The organism is Desulfosporomusa polytropa (assembly GCF_055380075.1).
Genome location: NZ_AP042399.1, coordinates 184,377 through 199,603 on the forward strand (window position 1 = coordinate 184,377; position 15,227 = coordinate 199,603).

The 15,227-nt window shown below is 40.5% G+C and carries 24 protein-coding genes; all 24 read left to right on the forward strand.

Annotation, left to right across the window (positions count from 1 at the left end):
* Positions 1–11: 11 nt before the first annotated feature.
* A complete protein-coding gene (locus ACZ449_RS00995) occupies positions 12–269 on the forward strand; it encodes a hypothetical protein (protein WP_464256643.1) in 258 nt (85 codons plus the stop codon).
* Positions 259–495 (forward strand): hypothetical protein, encoded by a 237-nt coding sequence (locus ACZ449_RS01000; protein WP_464256644.1) that lies wholly within the window; start codon positions 259–261, stop codon positions 493–495. Before ACZ449_RS00995 ends, ACZ449_RS01000 begins: the two co-directional genes overlap by 11 nt.
* A gap of 45 nt (positions 496–540) precedes the next feature.
* Complete coding sequence (locus ACZ449_RS01005; RefSeq protein WP_464256645.1) at positions 541–1,032, forward strand: hypothetical protein; 492 nt, start codon at positions 541–543, stop codon at positions 1,030–1,032.
* 97 nt (positions 1,033–1,129) lie between these two features.
* Positions 1,130–1,327 (forward strand): hypothetical protein, encoded by a 198-nt coding sequence (locus ACZ449_RS01010; RefSeq protein WP_464256646.1) that lies wholly within the window; start codon positions 1,130–1,132, stop codon positions 1,325–1,327.
* A gap of 1 nt (position 1,328) precedes the next feature.
* Positions 1,329–1,973: a hypothetical protein gene (locus ACZ449_RS01015; RefSeq protein ID WP_464256647.1), complete on the forward strand. Its 645-nt coding sequence runs from the start codon at positions 1,329–1,331 to the stop codon at positions 1,971–1,973.
* A complete protein-coding gene (locus tag ACZ449_RS01020; RefSeq protein ID WP_464256648.1) occupies positions 1,963–2,295 on the forward strand; it encodes a hypothetical protein in 333 nt (110 codons plus the stop codon). Before ACZ449_RS01015 ends, ACZ449_RS01020 begins: the two co-directional genes overlap by 11 nt.
* Before the next feature lie 12 nt (positions 2,296–2,307).
* The gene (locus ACZ449_RS01025) at positions 2,308–2,547 is read left to right on the forward strand and encodes a hypothetical protein (RefSeq protein ID WP_464256649.1); all 240 of its coding nucleotides are present in this window, start codon (positions 2,308–2,310) and stop codon (positions 2,545–2,547) included.
* Positions 2,541–3,254, forward strand: coding sequence for a hypothetical protein (locus tag ACZ449_RS01030; RefSeq protein WP_464256650.1), 714 nt, complete (start codon positions 2,541–2,543; stop codon positions 3,252–3,254). Before ACZ449_RS01025 ends, ACZ449_RS01030 begins: the two co-directional genes overlap by 7 nt.
* A gap of 26 nt (positions 3,255–3,280) precedes the next feature.
* Positions 3,281–3,499: a hypothetical protein gene (locus ACZ449_RS01035; RefSeq protein ID WP_464256651.1), complete on the forward strand. Its 219-nt coding sequence runs from the start codon at positions 3,281–3,283 to the stop codon at positions 3,497–3,499.
* A gap of 23 nt (positions 3,500–3,522) precedes the next feature.
* Complete coding sequence (locus tag ACZ449_RS01040) at positions 3,523–3,648, forward strand: hypothetical protein (RefSeq protein WP_464256652.1); 126 nt, start codon at positions 3,523–3,525, stop codon at positions 3,646–3,648.
* A gap of 18 nt (positions 3,649–3,666) precedes the next feature.
* Positions 3,667–4,293 carry a DUF1064 domain-containing protein gene (locus ACZ449_RS01045; RefSeq protein WP_464256653.1) on the forward strand — a complete coding sequence of 209 codons (627 nt, stop codon included), beginning with the start codon at positions 3,667–3,669 and terminating at the stop codon, positions 4,291–4,293.
* A 14-nt stretch (positions 4,294–4,307) separates the two neighbouring features.
* Positions 4,308–5,285, forward strand: coding sequence for an RNA polymerase sigma factor (locus ACZ449_RS01050; RefSeq protein WP_464256654.1), 978 nt, complete (start codon positions 4,308–4,310; stop codon positions 5,283–5,285).
* A gap of 14 nt (positions 5,286–5,299) precedes the next feature.
* Positions 5,300–5,713 carry a hypothetical protein gene (locus ACZ449_RS01055; RefSeq protein WP_464256655.1) on the forward strand — a complete coding sequence of 138 codons (414 nt, stop codon included), beginning with the start codon at positions 5,300–5,302 and terminating at the stop codon, positions 5,711–5,713.
* Between the two features lie 142 nt (positions 5,714–5,855).
* A complete protein-coding gene (locus ACZ449_RS01060; RefSeq protein ID WP_464256656.1) occupies positions 5,856–6,065 on the forward strand; it encodes a hypothetical protein in 210 nt (69 codons plus the stop codon).
* Positions 6,013–7,737: a single-stranded-DNA-specific exonuclease RecJ gene (locus ACZ449_RS01065; protein WP_464256657.1), complete on the forward strand. Its 1,725-nt coding sequence runs from the start codon at positions 6,013–6,015 to the stop codon at positions 7,735–7,737. Before ACZ449_RS01060 ends, ACZ449_RS01065 begins: the two co-directional genes overlap by 53 nt.
* Positions 7,715–8,194: a hypothetical protein gene (locus ACZ449_RS01070; protein WP_464256658.1), complete on the forward strand. Its 480-nt coding sequence runs from the start codon at positions 7,715–7,717 to the stop codon at positions 8,192–8,194. The genes ACZ449_RS01065 and ACZ449_RS01070 overlap by 23 nt, the downstream gene beginning before the upstream one ends.
* Before the next feature lie 654 nt (positions 8,195–8,848).
* On the forward strand, positions 8,849–9,487 hold the full coding sequence (locus ACZ449_RS01075) for a hypothetical protein (RefSeq protein ID WP_464256659.1): 639 nt from the start codon (positions 8,849–8,851) through the stop codon (positions 9,485–9,487).
* 1 nt (position 9,488) lies between these two features.
* The gene (gene dnaE, locus ACZ449_RS01080; RefSeq protein WP_464256660.1) at positions 9,489–12,974 is read left to right on the forward strand and encodes a DNA polymerase III subunit alpha; all 3,486 of its coding nucleotides are present in this window, start codon (positions 9,489–9,491) and stop codon (positions 12,972–12,974) included.
* Between the two features lie 121 nt (positions 12,975–13,095).
* Complete coding sequence (locus tag ACZ449_RS01085; RefSeq protein ID WP_464256661.1) at positions 13,096–13,389, forward strand: hypothetical protein; 294 nt, start codon at positions 13,096–13,098, stop codon at positions 13,387–13,389.
* Positions 13,390–13,505: 116 nt separating this feature from the next.
* Positions 13,506–13,754 carry a hypothetical protein gene (locus ACZ449_RS01090; protein WP_464256662.1) on the forward strand — a complete coding sequence of 83 codons (249 nt, stop codon included), beginning with the start codon at positions 13,506–13,508 and terminating at the stop codon, positions 13,752–13,754.
* Between the two features lie 125 nt (positions 13,755–13,879).
* Positions 13,880–14,125: a hypothetical protein gene (locus tag ACZ449_RS01095; RefSeq protein ID WP_464256663.1), complete on the forward strand. Its 246-nt coding sequence runs from the start codon at positions 13,880–13,882 to the stop codon at positions 14,123–14,125.
* On the forward strand, positions 14,122–14,316 hold the full coding sequence (locus ACZ449_RS01100; protein ID WP_464256664.1) for a hypothetical protein: 195 nt from the start codon (positions 14,122–14,124) through the stop codon (positions 14,314–14,316). The genes ACZ449_RS01095 and ACZ449_RS01100 overlap by 4 nt, the downstream gene beginning before the upstream one ends.
* Position 14,317: 1 nt before the next feature.
* Positions 14,318–14,611: a hypothetical protein gene (locus ACZ449_RS01105; RefSeq protein ID WP_464256665.1), complete on the forward strand. Its 294-nt coding sequence runs from the start codon at positions 14,318–14,320 to the stop codon at positions 14,609–14,611.
* A 28-nt stretch (positions 14,612–14,639) separates the two neighbouring features.
* Entirely contained in the window at positions 14,640–15,206 is a 567-nt protein-coding gene (locus ACZ449_RS01110; RefSeq protein WP_464256666.1) for a hypothetical protein, read from the forward strand.
* Positions 15,207–15,227: the final 21 nt, after the last annotated feature.

Sequence of the window (15,227 nt, forward strand, 5' to 3'; positions counted from 1 at the left end):
AGGATATCACAATGGGACTATTCGGAATTACTACAGGCAAAGACAATATTCATTTTGGTAACCATAGCGATGTATGTACTCTCTGTGAAAGGGAAAAATCTCAAGCTGAGCGCATGGGCGTTTCCGAAGCAAACATAAAGCTTCGCGGAGAGCTCGAAGGTAAGAAGCTATTAAAAATTCCAATCAGCGGCACAAATGTGATTATCTGTTTTGACCATCTACACAGGCTGTCTGATGCTAATAGAGAGGTGACTCCTAATGATGAATAAACAGAAGACCGCTTCTGAAGTGAAAGGCACACAAATCGATTGCCCTAACTATGAAATGTGTCCTCTCTGTTATGGTTGCCGCGCATACACCCCTAGCCATGTTAAATGCCTTAACCAGTGTGGCCAGAACGAAAAGTTCAATGTTTGTAATACCAAAAAGCATCGATCTGATCTATTGGCTCGTATGATAACCAAAGAACAGATCGTAGTGAAATGCCATGCTTAATAGTTTAGGTATACCAGGATAGTATTTGAAAGGATTGAACTTAAAATGATGGACATGGATTTAGTAACAGAACATTTCAAGTATGAAGAAGGAAGGCATCTCAACAATATAAAAATTAAAGAAATTAAGGAATTTGTTATTCAATCATACGCACAATACGGTAGCTTTCACAATCTAAAGCACGCAAATAAAGTAGCAGATGTCCTTATTGACATGCTCAAAAAGAAGAAACAGATCACAGAGCATGGTTCGCAGACCTTCGTTGAGATCCTTCTTGCAGCGACATTACTTCATAATCTATTCTATGATGGTACTTTACCATCAATCTTTGAAGCAAGAGAAAAGCTTACGCCTATCGCCGACAGTGTAGAGCTACCCGAAAACGGCCGAGATGCTATCTTTCAGGCGATAGAAGCTCAACTTGGTGATGACATGCCAGTTGTGGCGTGTAGACCGATCCCTAGCACACCTACCGATCTCTTTGTATGGGCGGTATGGTTTGTTGAATATAACAATAGTCACAGTGTAAAAAGATAGCTAAGGGATTCAAAATAAGATGAAATAATAATAAAGCACACAAGATAAACCCCCTGTGAAATTGCAGGTAAAAAAATTATTGGAGGGTTTATCAATTATGAACAAGAAGTTTGAAGTAAAATTTTTAACAACAGCAGGAAATGAATTTACAGGCACATTTATGATGCCGAGCCAGGATCATGTGATCGGCTTCATTAAAGAGCAAGAGCTTTTAATTATCGACATCGGCGACGGGCAAGAAGTAATAATCGCTCCTGAGAATATCGATGCCCTTGTTATTAAGGTGGTGGGCTAACATGAAAAAGTGGCTATCATTGCTGTTAGTCTTTACTGTGCTAGTATTCTTTGCCGGCGGAGCAGTTGACGCCAAGGGCTCAAGCAGCTTCAAAAGCAGTAGTAGTTCATCAGGCTTTAAATCTGGTTCTTCGAGCAGTCCTAGTCCAAGCAGTTCAGGTTCTGTGTCTGGCTATAAATCAACGCCATCTGCTGGTTCATCATATAAGACTTCCGATGGAAGTACAGTAACAAGTGGCGGTGGCAGCGTATCTGGTTATAAGTCAGCACCTAACTCCACAAATAACTTAGCACCGAAAACAACAGCAAACACGCAAGCAGCACAAACTCCTAATACTTCTGGGTCTACAGCAAGTAGTTATTATGATAGCGGCAGCGGTTATAGAAGTTCTGGTTCTGGCTGGGGCGGGTTCTTAACAGGCGCAGCCATCGGTTCTTTACTTACCATGCCTAGCCACGGTGGTGGTTACTATGGCGGTGGATACGGCGGCGGGTATGGTGGCGTAGGCGCCCCTTCCGGATTTAGTTTCCTAGGCTGGATTATCTGGGCTATCAGTTGGATATTTGTACTCGGTCTTCTTGGCGGAATTACTTACTATGCTTATCGCTTATGGAAGTCCAAAGAAAGAAAACCAAATGGCAGATAGTATCAATAGCGTTATAACAATTGTCGATTCGGATTCGTCGTTAACCAAGACGAGTCCGGAACGCATATTGAAACATATAGAAGATAGTATCAGAGAAATCATCGAACCTTTTATTGGGGAATTCAATGCTCAACAAAATCATGCTGCGCTCAAAGAGCAATTTAGAAATTATTTGTTTAAACTTACCCAAGACAATCTCACACTGGTTGATGACTATGGCCACGAGATAACAGCAGACTCAATGCAAATTGAAGGCAATGTAATTACTATTCCCCAGCCGGTAGCTCTTGTGCCACGATGGGCACGTCATAATACTTATTAAGGAGACGGTATAATGGACTTGGTTTATCTGGCAATCATGAACACCTGCAAGCTAAAATACGATGCAAATGAAAGCTACATCTTTATAGAAAACATGGACGATGAAGCATTATATGTCAGGGGTTCGCATATTTACCCTGGGCAGGTATTCGTATTGCCAGAAAGCCTTGCCTATGTATATTCAAATTCTTTATGTGATAGTAAAACAGCGGTCGTAGCTTTTATAGTCAAAGGAGAAGAAATGCCATGGTAATAAACGAGCAACAGCTATTTGATTACATTACCTGTCCAGCCATGTATGATGTTAAGCATAACAAACATATTCAAATTGGCGAAACGGTTAGCACAGCTAAACTACTTAATAAAGTAGCAAAATACTTCTACGTTAATTTGTTAAATGGTAAAGTACCGAGTTCGAATGATCTTAAAAAGAAGTGGGATAGCGTCTGTAATCAGTATATAGATTATGTTGACTCCAAAAAAAGCCTAGAAGGCATGGGACTAATCATGAAGCTACTCCAATGGGCGGGTAGTGAAGAAATCATCGTGGTAGATATTGATTCACCGTATAGGCTGATGTTTAAATCCAATATAGGCCCGATTGAGTTAATCGGCGACATGGGGGCAATCTTATCTCTGCCTAATAATAAATACGAATTGCTTATCACAGACTTCTCAAATAAGATACCAGATCAAACCATTGTTGATATGAAATTAAAATATACACTTGACAGCTATGCCTTCCAGGGTGTATATAATAGACAGGTTGACGGAATAAGAGTACGTAATGTGAAAAACGCAAAAGATTTTCTCACTTTCCGTTCGCAAGATGATTACCGCAGACTCGAACAAACGGTTGCTAACGTAGCAACTTGCATTAGCCAAAACTTGTACTATCCAAGAGAAAGCATTATGTGTGCTTCCTGTAATGCAAAAGAATATTGTAAGGTATGGTGTTAACATCAAATCGTATAGGAGGTAGCATAATGATTATTCAGTATGAGCATCATGGCTTGACGATGTCAGTGCAAAGCGAATTAAAAGGAAAGAACAGAGAACATTGTCTATGTTATACCTGTGAGAATTTTGTTCCTGATTGTCGCAAGTACAATTGCCCAATCGCGCAAAAGATCTACGATGCGTGCGTCGAAAATGGTATTGTTACTCCCGTATATGAATGTGCTAAGTACGAGCCAGAAGAATAATTAATACTAGGAGGTGCATAGATATGGCGATGGAGATCAAGGAATATGTCGGCCACACCCCCAAGAAAGTGGACGAGCAGAAATTTCCTAAACCAAAAGCAGCTGTTAAAAAACCAGCTATCAAAAAATCGGCTGCTAGAGGCAAGTAATTAATAGGAGGCACATCAATGGCTAGGTTTCGAAATAGAGCAAGTACAAAAGCAGCTAAGCCTGCCATAGCGACTATACCGAAGCCTAAGAAGTTCTATGACATTGACGGTTGCCGGTACAAGTCTAAGAGTTTAATGGATCTACACAAAGAGCTCAAGGGACAAAAACAGTTCAAACTTATCAAGTCATTCACGCTCCCTACGGTCGGTGATGGGCAGAAGAAATCTAAGTATGGTGCATTAAAAGCAGAGATTGATGGGTTTGTATTTGATTCCGTTATGGAAGCTAAATTCTATATCTATCTACTAGAACTACTACGTGATGGCTGTATAAAAGGTTTTGAACGCCAGGTTGTGTATGAATTGCAAGAGAAGTACAAAGATCCAGCGACTAACAAATGGGTCAGAGCTATCACATATATATCAGACTTTGTTATCACTAACTTAGATGGCTTACAACTTGTAATCGATGTTAAGGGACGTGAGACTGCAGACTTCAAGCTAAAGAAAAAGATGTTCGGTTATAAATACAGAAGTTTACCCTTGATGTGTGTACAGTGGGACCCCAAGTCAAACTCATGGATGGACTTGGAAGACATTAAGAAAGAAAAACGTAAGATAAAAAAATTAAAGGAGGCAGGATAGGAGCGTAGTTATATTTGGCAGATCAACAAAGTACTGTTGATACTGCAGACAAAAATGTTCAGGGCCTTGATGCTTTGGCAGATAAAGAACCAGAGATCGTAGAACTTACTGAAACTGAAAAGAAAGCAAAGCGCGAAAAAGAATGGGCAGATGTTGAAGCGCTAGTGCTTATATATCAGAATCAGTTTCAGCCAGAAGCAAATGAAGACGACAAAGAAGACGCCAAGGATGCAGCCGAGGAGCTAATTAAAAAATTCTATCCGTTGTTTAAGAAATACACAATGCTATTAAAAAGCGGGCAGATCGATTTTAACGACAGCGAAATGAAATTATTCGTATCGAGCTTCATCGATGAAGATCCACTTAAGAAAGCACTCCACCGGCGGAAACAAAAAGCAGTATTCCGTCAACAAATTTATCAACGATTCAACTTCATCAAAGAAACGTATGGCTCATTACCTGAGGATGAAATTAAGATTGACCTTGATGTTATCTTCTTGGATATGGCCAAACGATACAAACAGATGGGCCGTAGCTTTTGTGGCTACTTATATAATAGTTTTCGCTATGAAGTAAGCCGTCATATTAAGAAGTTCACGCGCAATCCATTAAACATTCATTACCGCAATTGTGAATACGAAGATTACATGCAGCCCTCTAGCGAAGAGGCTGCAGAGGAAAACTGCTTCGAAGATAAATTCTACGAGAACAGCATCGGCATACCCGACCTAAGCTGGGTTAGTGGAAAAAACTGCTCTGAGATATTCCAGTGCTTAACACCACTTGAACGCAAGTTGCTAATCAAATATTACATAGAAGAATGGAACGATAGGCAAATCGCCGAAGAGTTCGGAATTCATATCAACACATGTAATCAGAAGCGGCGTCAAGCCGTAGCAAAACTTGCTGGCGTGTTAGGTATTGATGAAAAAGACATCAAGAGAAACCGGAAATCCGGTAAGAAAGCAGTTATACCACTAAAATATGCGTAGGGAGAGATGTTAAGATGTTAAAAGTTACAGCATTATGTTTAAGTGATGGTCAGGTATTTGAAGAAGTTGCCTTCGAAGGTACAAAAGAGCAGCTGCGTGAAGCGATGGAAGATGAAATTATGGTGGCATTTGCTTACCAGTATGGTAATGGTCAAATGAAAGAGCTTAATGTAAATACTGTATCTGTTGTTAGTTATCAAACCGATGCTGGGCAAGGAAGCTGCTGCCCCAAAAAACCCCAAGGTTCACCCAAGCCTGATTATGGTGCCAAGTTAATCATGTTCCCACAGGATCGCATTACTAACCCACCTCCTGTTGTTTCAGCGCAAGCTCAAGAAATAGCCAATGCGATTTTCGAAGCAATTAATGAATCCGCTACCCAAGATGCGCTTATTGATTTTTTTACCGGATTGACTCCTAAAAATTAATGTTGCTAAGCCCTCACATAACATGGGGGCTTTTCATTTGCCTTGCTAAAATATGTTGACTTTCACCACTAAAAAGATTATAATAAATATAAGTTCCGAACTGTTCGGAACTGCAAACAATCCGATAAGGTGGTGCCGAATAATGGCATACAATAAAGAAACACATAGCAAGGAATCGGTAATCTTGCCCGTTGAAATAGCTAAACTAATAGTTGAGGATGCTACAAAAGAAAAACGTAGCAAATCAGGACAAATCGCTTATATCGTCGAGCAATATTACGAACAAAGGAGAACACCCAATGAACTGGAAATTAAAAACACCAAACCTTCTACAAGTAAAAAGATACGCTAGAGAGCTAAAGATAAGCGACTTGATGGCAAAAGTTATTCTGAATCGTAATATCGAGTTAGAACTTGCTAATGCTCTTTTGCATAACCCAAACAGCTTACTTGAAGATCCTTCCTCTATCATTAATGCCGGCGCCGTAGCTGATGTAATAATTGAATACACAAGTAAACCTAATGCTGAAATCTGGATATTTGCCGACTATGACGTAGACGGAATTACTAGCGGGTTTGTAATGACCGACTATCTCCGTAGAATCACTGATAATGAGGTATTCGTTTACTACCCTGATCGCTACGAACACTATGGTATGAACATGAACTTTTGCCAAAACCTTGTAGCCAGAAAAGAACAAGATGGCGTGAAAGATATCTTAGTAATCACTGTAGACAATGGCGTGGCTTGCTTAGAGCAAATAGCTTACTTACAAGCTAACGGCATTGAAGTAGTCGTAACAGATCACCACCAACCACAACCTGTTCTACCTGATTGCCTTATCTGTGATCCATATGTTGGACCAGATGATACTGGGAAGCATTTAGCAGGGGTAGGCGTAGCTTGGAAAGTGTGTCAATTGATTGATCAAAAGCTGGATCTTTCTATCGTTGATGAATACATATTCGCTGTAGCAATTGGCACCATTGCTGATGTAATGCCGCTAACCATTGAAAATATGGCACTAGTTAATATGGGACTTCATCAACTCAATCAAGACAATACTTGCCCTAAAGCCTTCCAAATTTTCAAAGATCGTCTCGGCAAAGAAACACTAAACGCTACCGATATCGCCTGGGATGTAGCCCCAAGACTTAATGCTTGTGGACGCATGGGAGATATTCAGCAAGCAGCTGTGCTCTTTTATATGAATGATAACGAAAAGCAAGAAATCATCGACGCTATTATTGACATTGAAGAAGTTAACAACGAAAGAAAATCTCACACCAAACGGGCAGAGAAGGCCATAGACGCCCTGAACTTCGACAATGACTACGTATGTATCTTTGATGCTAACGAATACCCTGTAGGCATTGCAGGCCCAATAGCTGGTAAGTTAGCAGAGAAATTCGGTAAACCAGCTTTCGTATTACAAGGAGACGAAGTCTTGAGCGGTTCTTCCCGCAGCGCAAACGGTATTAGTCTCCAGGCTCTACTTTCATTTGAGCTTGCTAAGGGAAACATTCTTAGCTTCGGCGGTCATGATGCTGCTTGCGGATTAGCCATATCGGTTGATAAGCTAGATGATTTCAAACAAAGTTTAAATGAGTCTATCGCAAAAATGATAACCGATGCTGATATACAAGTAGTCGAAAAAGAACTTATTATCGATTGTGAAATTAACATAGCAGATATTAGCAATAATACGATAGCCGAACTTAACCTGCTTCCTTACGATAGAACGTTTAGCGCACCAACCTTTATCATTCGCAACTTAGAAGTAGTCAACATGAAGTCCTCGAAGAACAACGAGAGCAACATCTGTTTAACACTCAAAGATACCCATGGTAACCAATCTCAAATATGGGCATGGAAGTTTGGAGAACAATATAAAGCGATGGGTTGCCCCAAACAAATCGACCTTGCCGGCTCTATTGATAAGGATTTTATGAACAAGAAAAAATGTACATTGAAAGTAGCCGACATGAGGGAGTGCCAGGATGGACTTAATCGAACTGCATAACCAAAGGTTTATCAATATTGATTACTGCTCAGAAAACATTCAACTAATTAAAGACAACCTGCTGAGGGTAGAACACTTCGGCAGGAGCGTCCATGGGAAACACGCCGTAAATGTGTTTTTAAAAAAAGGTAAAGACACGGAAGCGATCGTAAGATTTTTAGAGCAATTCAATAGACTTGTTAAGTGTGGAGCAATTAAAAACCTCGAACTAAAAACCATGACGAATTACAGCATCTTAGGAAAACCTTTATTTTCTGATGTGATGGGAATCGGTAATTTCTTTGAACCTGACGAGCCAATGATAGTTAAATTTATCTGTGGAGATTACCAACAGCACGCACTACGAAAAGAGCGGCCTAGTGGTAAACTCTCCGAAGATATTTGGGTTAGAAGAAATAGCTCGGGGGAACTATTTCGCGGACGATCATCATCACCAGGGGTTTATACACACGGTTAGATAAAATGGCATAGCCATCAATACACCAAAGAGAAACAATAATGAGTTAACAGCAATGAAAGTGGTGTATTGCAAGTATGCCTTGTTTAATCGATCTTCATATAACCAATCAAGTATTCCCTGCTCATAGGATTATTGATTACTCTATAACAACGACGCGACAAAGACACCCCATCTATATGATGAATTCGAATAGTCCAAGATCATATACAAATGGTAAAACTGAGGTAAGAGCGAGGATTGAATTCGCTGGACTTACTAATGGCGAATTTCAAAGATTATTCAAATTTGCAGAGTCAAGAACGGCAATCGGTCCAATAACTTTAAAGAAGAATGAAGAAGATTGTATAAGCATAACCGGTTCTGTAATTTCACTAAATTGTGAAGGACGACGTTGGGAGAACACAGTCGAAATAGAACTCTTGGTTGAAAGTCTTACTGGCCAATCTGGAGGACAATTCTATGAAACCAATTTGTCTTATTGAATTATATAATGAAGAGCAAGGATATATCGTTAAACTGTATATTCATAATCTATATAAACAAATGAATATACCATCCCCGTACAATGTTGAATTTAAAAAACCTATATCATTATTTGATGCTAGAGCTTTTGAGAAGAATTTATAATTAACATATAACTGGAGGATTTAAGTGGTAGATTTAGTTACTTTATATCTACACTCCAGAGAAATCCAGCGCAAAATAGCAGCTGCGACAAAACCAAAACGAACCACCGCTACAATGTTTACTAGCAAAACAGAACCAGAGAATCCAATCAATGGAGATATGTGGTTAAACATGAACATAGGAGCAAGGGGCTCCAGTAGTGCATTAAGAGTATGGGATTCTAGTATAGAAACCTGGATAATAGCTAGCCAAGCACACGATACTAATAGTACATCCCCTGGCCCTGGTTATCCATATAGAAGAGCTGATACATCTCAAGAAATTCGAGGACAGCAGGCAAGTTATATTTTCATTGATGATATAGGCCATATGCGCCCTGTAGGTCGCGACTATGTCGCTGCTGAACTACAAGTACAGTATAATCCAACTCCCGAAGAACTTCAAGAGATACGAGAAGAGCTAATGCGTAATCCCGGCCAGATCATCACATCCAATAATGTTAACATGCACACTATAGGCATCGACACCGCTCTTTCGCAAGAAATAATTGGTGATATGGAAGTAGGTTCAAGACGACGCAGAAGTTTGTCTGGAACATTTAGCGTAAGCAATGCAGAAATAAACATGCAAGCGCTAGGACTACCATTCTTTGGAGGGCGATAACATGTTAACAACCGATGAACTTATGGAGATATATTCTAGCTGCCACAATCATACTGTGTTCTCGTTCTTAGATGGATATAATCCAATTAAGAAATTTGTAGCCCGCGCCAAAGAACTTGGCATGACTTCTCTTGCTATCACTGATCACAACCACCTAGGTGGAGCTTTAGAGTTTCAAGCTGAATGTAAAAAGCAAGGAATCAAACCTATGTTAGGTCTTGAAGGGTACTGGACGGTAGACACCGATATAGCTAGCCTACCTGTGGCCGAACGAAATCAAATGGCTATCGACAGAGCTAGAGAAGCCCAAGCTCTTCCAGAAGAAGAACCTGAAGAGATTAACCCTAAGACCGGTAAACCCAAGAAAGCAAAGGCTCTTAAAAAGAGCGACGTAAAAGATATCATCGCGCCATTCGAATATAACATGACGCAATACCATATATTATTAATAGCAATTAATCAAACCGGTTGGAAGAATCTTGTTAAGTTGCAAAGTGAAGCTGCCGACAAATGCACATATAACGGTCGCTTCCTGTGTGATGATGCTATGCTTGCTAAGTACAGCGAAGGTATTGTATTCACAACAGCTTGTATCGGTTCATACCCCGCCCACATGATTAATGGTGGACGTATAGAAGATGCAGAAGCTCAGATTCTCCATTGGAAAAGAATCTTTGGCGATCGGCTCTTCTTAGAAATCCAACCACTTAATATTGAAAAACAACGCCGCGTGAACATGGTTTATATGTCGATGGCAAAGCGCCATGACATTAAAGCAATTGCCACTAACGATGTTCATTGGACCAATAAAGAAGACCACGATGATCATGACACGCTGCTCTGTATCGGCACCGGTAAAAACAAACTTGATCCTGAGCGCATGCATTACTCTGATGACTTCTGGCTTAAAGATGCCAGGGAGATGGTAGAGAGTTTTGAGATTCAACTGGACAGCATGATTGATGATGGCATCGTTTCCCATTGTACGGAAGAATATACAGAGTTCTATATGGAAGCTATAGGCAATACTAAGTTAATAGCTGACTTAGTGGAGGAAGTAAAACTCGGTTCTGATAAACCTCTATTTCCTGAAGTGCAAGTACCTTTCGGATTAACTGCTGAAAAATGGTTGTCGTCTAAATGCTGGCAAGAGCTATATAGTTACGCTAAAGTAGATGCTTATGCTATGTCTAATTTGCATACGTACGAAGCTCGCTTAAATGAAGAACTCCGCGTTATTAACAACAAAGGATTCGCTCCTTACATGTTAACTGTTGAAGAGTATATTAATTGGTCTGGCAATCATGATGTTCCTGTTGGCCCAGGCCGCGGATCGGCCGCCGGCAGCTTAACACTTTTCTTGCTTGGTATTACTAAACGGATTGACCCAATCAAATATCAATTATTGTTCTCGCGCTTCCTGACAAATGACCGGACATCCCCGCCGGACATCGATTCCGATTTCTGCTGGGCGGGACGTGACTCAGTTATCGAACATCTTGAAGATTATTACGGTAAAGAGAAAGTAGCTCACATCGGCACATACACTCAGATGGGTGTCAAGAGCGGACTCAAAGATGTAGGCCGTGTATTAGATGTTGACTTTGGCGCAATGAATCTTATTAGCAAGAAGCTCGATGAAATCCTCGACAAACCGCAGCCTAAATTTAAGGATTTCGATGATCTTGAAAACAGTGACAATGCAGCAGATCGTCAACACTGGAAAGAATTCAATGATCTCGAAAAACAAAACCCAGAGCTCTTCCGTTTAGCTCGTGCCTTTGAAGGCATCCCGCGTAACTTCGGTGTTCATGCAAGTGGCATTCTAGTAGTGCCAATGCCTGTCTCAGATTTATTCCCTACTCGGAAAGCCAAAGATGGTACAACAGTCACTCTGTATACTGGGCCACAATTAGAAGATCTGTCGGCCATCAAATTTGATATTCTTGGGCTCAAAACGCTTACAGTGATAAAACAAACATTGAATTTTATCAACCCCGCCATAACATTCGATGATCTATATAATGCAACCGATGAAAACGATCCTGAAATGTTTAATATGATATGCGACAAGCAAACCGACGGTTTGTTCCAAATCGAATCTGACATGTTCAAAGGTATGATTAGCGAGATTAAACCGGACAGCTTAAATGACGTAATCGCAATAACATCACTCGGAAGGCCCGGCCCACTCAAAGCGGGAATGCCTGCTGACTATGCTAAACGAAAGAATGGCATTGAGGAAGTTACATATCCAGTCCATGGTATCGAGGATATTCTCAAAGACACCTATGGTGTTATCGCTTATCAAGAACAACTAATGGCTATATCACGCCGGATCGCTGGCTTTGATGCTGGACAGGCTGATAGCTTAACACGCAAAGTAACAGCCAAGAAAAAGAAGGACATGATGGAGATGCTTCGTCGTTGTCACTTTTACGGCAAGGTAAATACTGAAGGTCCAGAAGGCTGGGAGAACGATGACAAGGCTCCATGGTATGATCCTAAAGGTAAGTACGGCGGCTCAATCAAGGGCGCAGTTAACAACGGCTATACTATAACTGAACTCAATCACTACTGGGAATACATTCTTGGTTTCTGTGATTATTGCTTTAATAAATCCCACGCTGCTTGCTACTCCTACATTACTATATTAACAGCCTTCCTTAAAAAGTATTATCCAACTCAGTTCTTGGCTGCTCTTCTTTCAATGGAAGATACCGATGAAGGTAAAGGGAAATACATATCGGTAGCAGAACGTTCAGGAATCAAAGTATCAGTGCCTGATATTAACAAGTCCGGATTATCATTCACTCCGAATGGCAACACGATTCTTTATGGTCTCGGCTCTATTAAAGGAGTCGGCGACAAAGCATTGCCCCAGATCATAGCGAACCAACCATATCAGTCGCTTGAAGATGCCATAGCTCGTGTTGAAAAGAAAGCTTTTAATAAAATTGTGGGCGTGAGCTTGATCAAATCAGGCGCCTTCGACTTCCTTAGCAACAACCGTTACGAACTCATTAATCATTTCAAAGATCTCCGTAAAGACAAAGATGATGAGTTAGATGTTAACCTTTACGATGAAGATGCTTGCATGACCATGGAAGCAGAAGTACTTGGAACCCCTATCACTTATAAGCCATGGTGGAATACAGTCGAACCCAACCAAAAGCTTACAGTAGCAGCCGAATTAATAAAAGTCGATGAACGTCCTGACAAGAACGGGAATATGATGGGCTTCATTACTCTCAAGATAAGTGGCTGCCAAGTAAAGGCTTTAGCTTTTGCCTCGAAATATTGCAAAATGGCAGATATGTTCGATATGGCTCGTCATAAAGAAATTATGATCGAAGGTAAAAAAGACGATAAAGGTACCTTCCTTATCAACAAAGCCTATAAAATTCCTAACAATGTTGTTAAGCTTCCTATACGGGAAGAAGAAGAAATATATTCTAACGATATCGCAACAAGAATACTAGCGTAACAATCCTCGGCGGGGTTGCTAAAACTCCGCTTTTTGTTTTGCTGGTTAGGTAAATAACTAGCCGATACCGGTAATGTAATTTACATGATGCAATAAAACAGATTCAAGGAGGATAAGATCAATGATAAGAGCTAGTGTTACTGTCGAGGATGCTATCATACTGCTTAACGAAGCGCTTGCCGCGGACCAGGAGGCAATTAATGCATTATATAGGTCAAAGGTTAGTTGCAACGAAACCCTTGCTAACCATCCTACTATCCAGATCGGTGTGCGCCCCGATAATAACTATGTAGTAGGCCTACTCGGGATCATGAACGGACTATTCGGTATAGACGATAAAGGATACGGAGCTATTGTTGCCATTATCGATGATGATACCGGTAAGATTACAAGTTTCAAAAAGTATAACTCATAATGAGTTAATAGTAAAGAAAGCCAGGTACTCATAACTATGAAAGAATTAGGTCCGGTTCAACCAGTCACAGATGATCTTCGGTACAACTATATGGTTCAGATGGGAGAAACAATGTTATGGATAAACCAAGGGAATTCGAAGCAGACAACGGTCACGTTGGAACCCCAATTAAACTCGATGAGCAAAAAAGAATCTATACTTACGCCCACGAAAAGTCAGACGGAACAATCGAAACCGTTACTAGTACGTATGAAAAAGTGGTGGAGCTCATTATTCGGCCGTCAGGATCACACAGGCTCGTAACAGCAGATGGACGTTTACACTTCGCCAGCGCCGGTTTTATCGGTATCACGATCGTTAAGTAGGATGTGAGCAAATGACAATGTACGAAGAGTTTTGGACTTATGTGGCGCACATGCCGCGCATTTATAAATATGGAACTTATACAATGGGAGACGTAAGAAAGATATGATAGAAAGAAGAATGAGTAATGAGAAAAGTTGAAGTACTGCGTGACGGCGCATGGGTACAGATCCGGCTAAGCGAAGCCAAAATAAATGATCTTATTAGATTGTTTGAAGAAGATGGTACTCCGTATCAAGACGCTGACGGAGAAACTGAATTCTATATTCAAGTACAATCAACACCGTTAGCGGAAGATCCTAGCCGGTCAGGAGCTCAATGTTACGGTAAAAAAGAAGTGGATGAATACTTAGCAAACGGAGGCACACTGTGAAAACAAAAACAGCAGTAAACTTAATTATATTATTGGCAGTAATTACTGTGGCTATCGTATTCCTAAAACTAACTTACGTGGTGATACTCACAGCGATGGCTGTACTGCAAACGCTAGCGATAGCAAGTATATTCTTCTTTTGCGGATACCAATTAGTCAAACGATTCATGCCTAAAGAGCGGAGGAGCTAATATGAGCCTACTTAAATATCTTCTAATCCCAATAGTTATAGGTATTTTTGTCGCTGGCTGTGCAACGACAACCCGGGTTCAAAGTCCAATCGTTGTAGAGCAAAACAAAGTAGCTGCTGCCGCAGATGCTGTTGTAGTTCGCAGAAGCGACAGTGCAAACTACCTACGACCTGAAGCTAATCAATTGGTAGAAATGCCTGGTCTTGAGAATCAACGAATTGCTAAGTTTAGAGACTTAGAAAATGGATGCACAATCTACTTAACAACTTCGGGCGGAATAGCAGTAGTGAAATAATAAATTAATAGCAAAGGAAGAGAATGATATGAAAACAGTAGATTTTATACTCGTCAATAAAAAGAAAACGCTCAGGGATAAATTGATTAGTTTTATTATCTTGCTATTCACAAGAGGTGAAGAGTTTTGCGCACATGTAGCCATATCCTTTCCGTATATAGATGGTTATGGCCCAAAGATACTGGAAGCTACGGGTGGCAAGGTAGGCTTTTCATCGGCAGATAAATATGAGGATATCGACAACAAAACTGTTTTAACACTTTCCGTTACCGATGAACAATATGACCTTATGCAAAAACGAGCCATAGAGATAGCCGAACATTGCTACACTTACGGGTATAGAGAATGTATCGTCGGCGGCATACGTGATGTGTTTGGGAAGAAGGCAGGCAAACTTGCAGACAAGCTATTAATAAAAGACGATACGACCATGGACTGTTCTGAGATCGGTACAGAAATAATGAGAGCTCCTTTTAGTTTCTTTATGAGCGATGAAGATCCGGATGCTATTACCCCTGAACACTTCTTCAAGCACATGTTGATAGAAAACGCTAAGGATACTATCTCCATTATTTCTGTCGAACAACCACAGTAACAAATAATGAATTAATAGCGG

Bases quoted from the DNA above. Each gene is read 5' to 3' on its own strand.
- ACZ449_RS00995 (WP_464256643.1), top strand. From the start codon at position 12: ATGGGACTATTCGGAATTACTACAGGCAAAGACAATATTCATTTTGGT.
- ACZ449_RS01000 (WP_464256644.1), top strand. From the start codon at position 259: ATGATGAATAAACAGAAGACCGCTTCTGAAGTGAAAGGCACACAAATC.
- ACZ449_RS01005 (WP_464256645.1), top strand. From the start codon at position 541: ATGATGGACATGGATTTAGTAACAGAACATTTCAAGTATGAAGAAGGA.
- ACZ449_RS01010 (WP_464256646.1), top strand. From the start codon at position 1,130: ATGAACAAGAAGTTTGAAGTAAAATTTTTAACAACAGCAGGAAATGAA.
- ACZ449_RS01015 (WP_464256647.1), top strand. From the start codon at position 1,329: ATGAAAAAGTGGCTATCATTGCTGTTAGTCTTTACTGTGCTAGTATTC.
- ACZ449_RS01020 (WP_464256648.1), top strand. From the start codon at position 1,963: ATGGCAGATAGTATCAATAGCGTTATAACAATTGTCGATTCGGATTCG.
- ACZ449_RS01025 (WP_464256649.1), top strand. From the start codon at position 2,308: ATGGACTTGGTTTATCTGGCAATCATGAACACCTGCAAGCTAAAATAC.
- ACZ449_RS01030 (WP_464256650.1), top strand. From the start codon at position 2,541: ATGGTAATAAACGAGCAACAGCTATTTGATTACATTACCTGTCCAGCC.
- ACZ449_RS01035 (WP_464256651.1), top strand. From the start codon at position 3,281: ATGATTATTCAGTATGAGCATCATGGCTTGACGATGTCAGTGCAAAGC.
- ACZ449_RS01040 (WP_464256652.1), top strand. From the start codon at position 3,523: ATGGCGATGGAGATCAAGGAATATGTCGGCCACACCCCCAAGAAAGTG.
- ACZ449_RS01045 (WP_464256653.1), top strand. From the start codon at position 3,667: ATGGCTAGGTTTCGAAATAGAGCAAGTACAAAAGCAGCTAAGCCTGCC.
- ACZ449_RS01055 (WP_464256655.1), top strand. From the start codon at position 5,300: ATGTTAAAAGTTACAGCATTATGTTTAAGTGATGGTCAGGTATTTGAA.
- ACZ449_RS01060 (WP_464256656.1), top strand. From the start codon at position 5,856: ATGGCATACAATAAAGAAACACATAGCAAGGAATCGGTAATCTTGCCC.
- ACZ449_RS01065 (WP_464256657.1), top strand. From the start codon at position 6,013: ATGAACTGGAAATTAAAAACACCAAACCTTCTACAAGTAAAAAGATAC.
- ACZ449_RS01070 (WP_464256658.1), top strand. From the start codon at position 7,715: ATGGACTTAATCGAACTGCATAACCAAAGGTTTATCAATATTGATTAC.
- dnaE (WP_464256660.1), top strand. From the start codon at position 9,489: ATGTTAACAACCGATGAACTTATGGAGATATATTCTAGCTGCCACAAT.
- ACZ449_RS01085 (WP_464256661.1), top strand. From the start codon at position 13,096: ATGATAAGAGCTAGTGTTACTGTCGAGGATGCTATCATACTGCTTAAC.
- ACZ449_RS01090 (WP_464256662.1), top strand. From the start codon at position 13,506: ATGGATAAACCAAGGGAATTCGAAGCAGACAACGGTCACGTTGGAACC.
- ACZ449_RS01095 (WP_464256663.1), top strand. From the start codon at position 13,880: ATGAGAAAAGTTGAAGTACTGCGTGACGGCGCATGGGTACAGATCCGG.
- ACZ449_RS01105 (WP_464256665.1), top strand. From the start codon at position 14,318: ATGAGCCTACTTAAATATCTTCTAATCCCAATAGTTATAGGTATTTTT.
- ACZ449_RS01110 (WP_464256666.1), top strand. From the start codon at position 14,640: ATGAAAACAGTAGATTTTATACTCGTCAATAAAAAGAAAACGCTCAGG.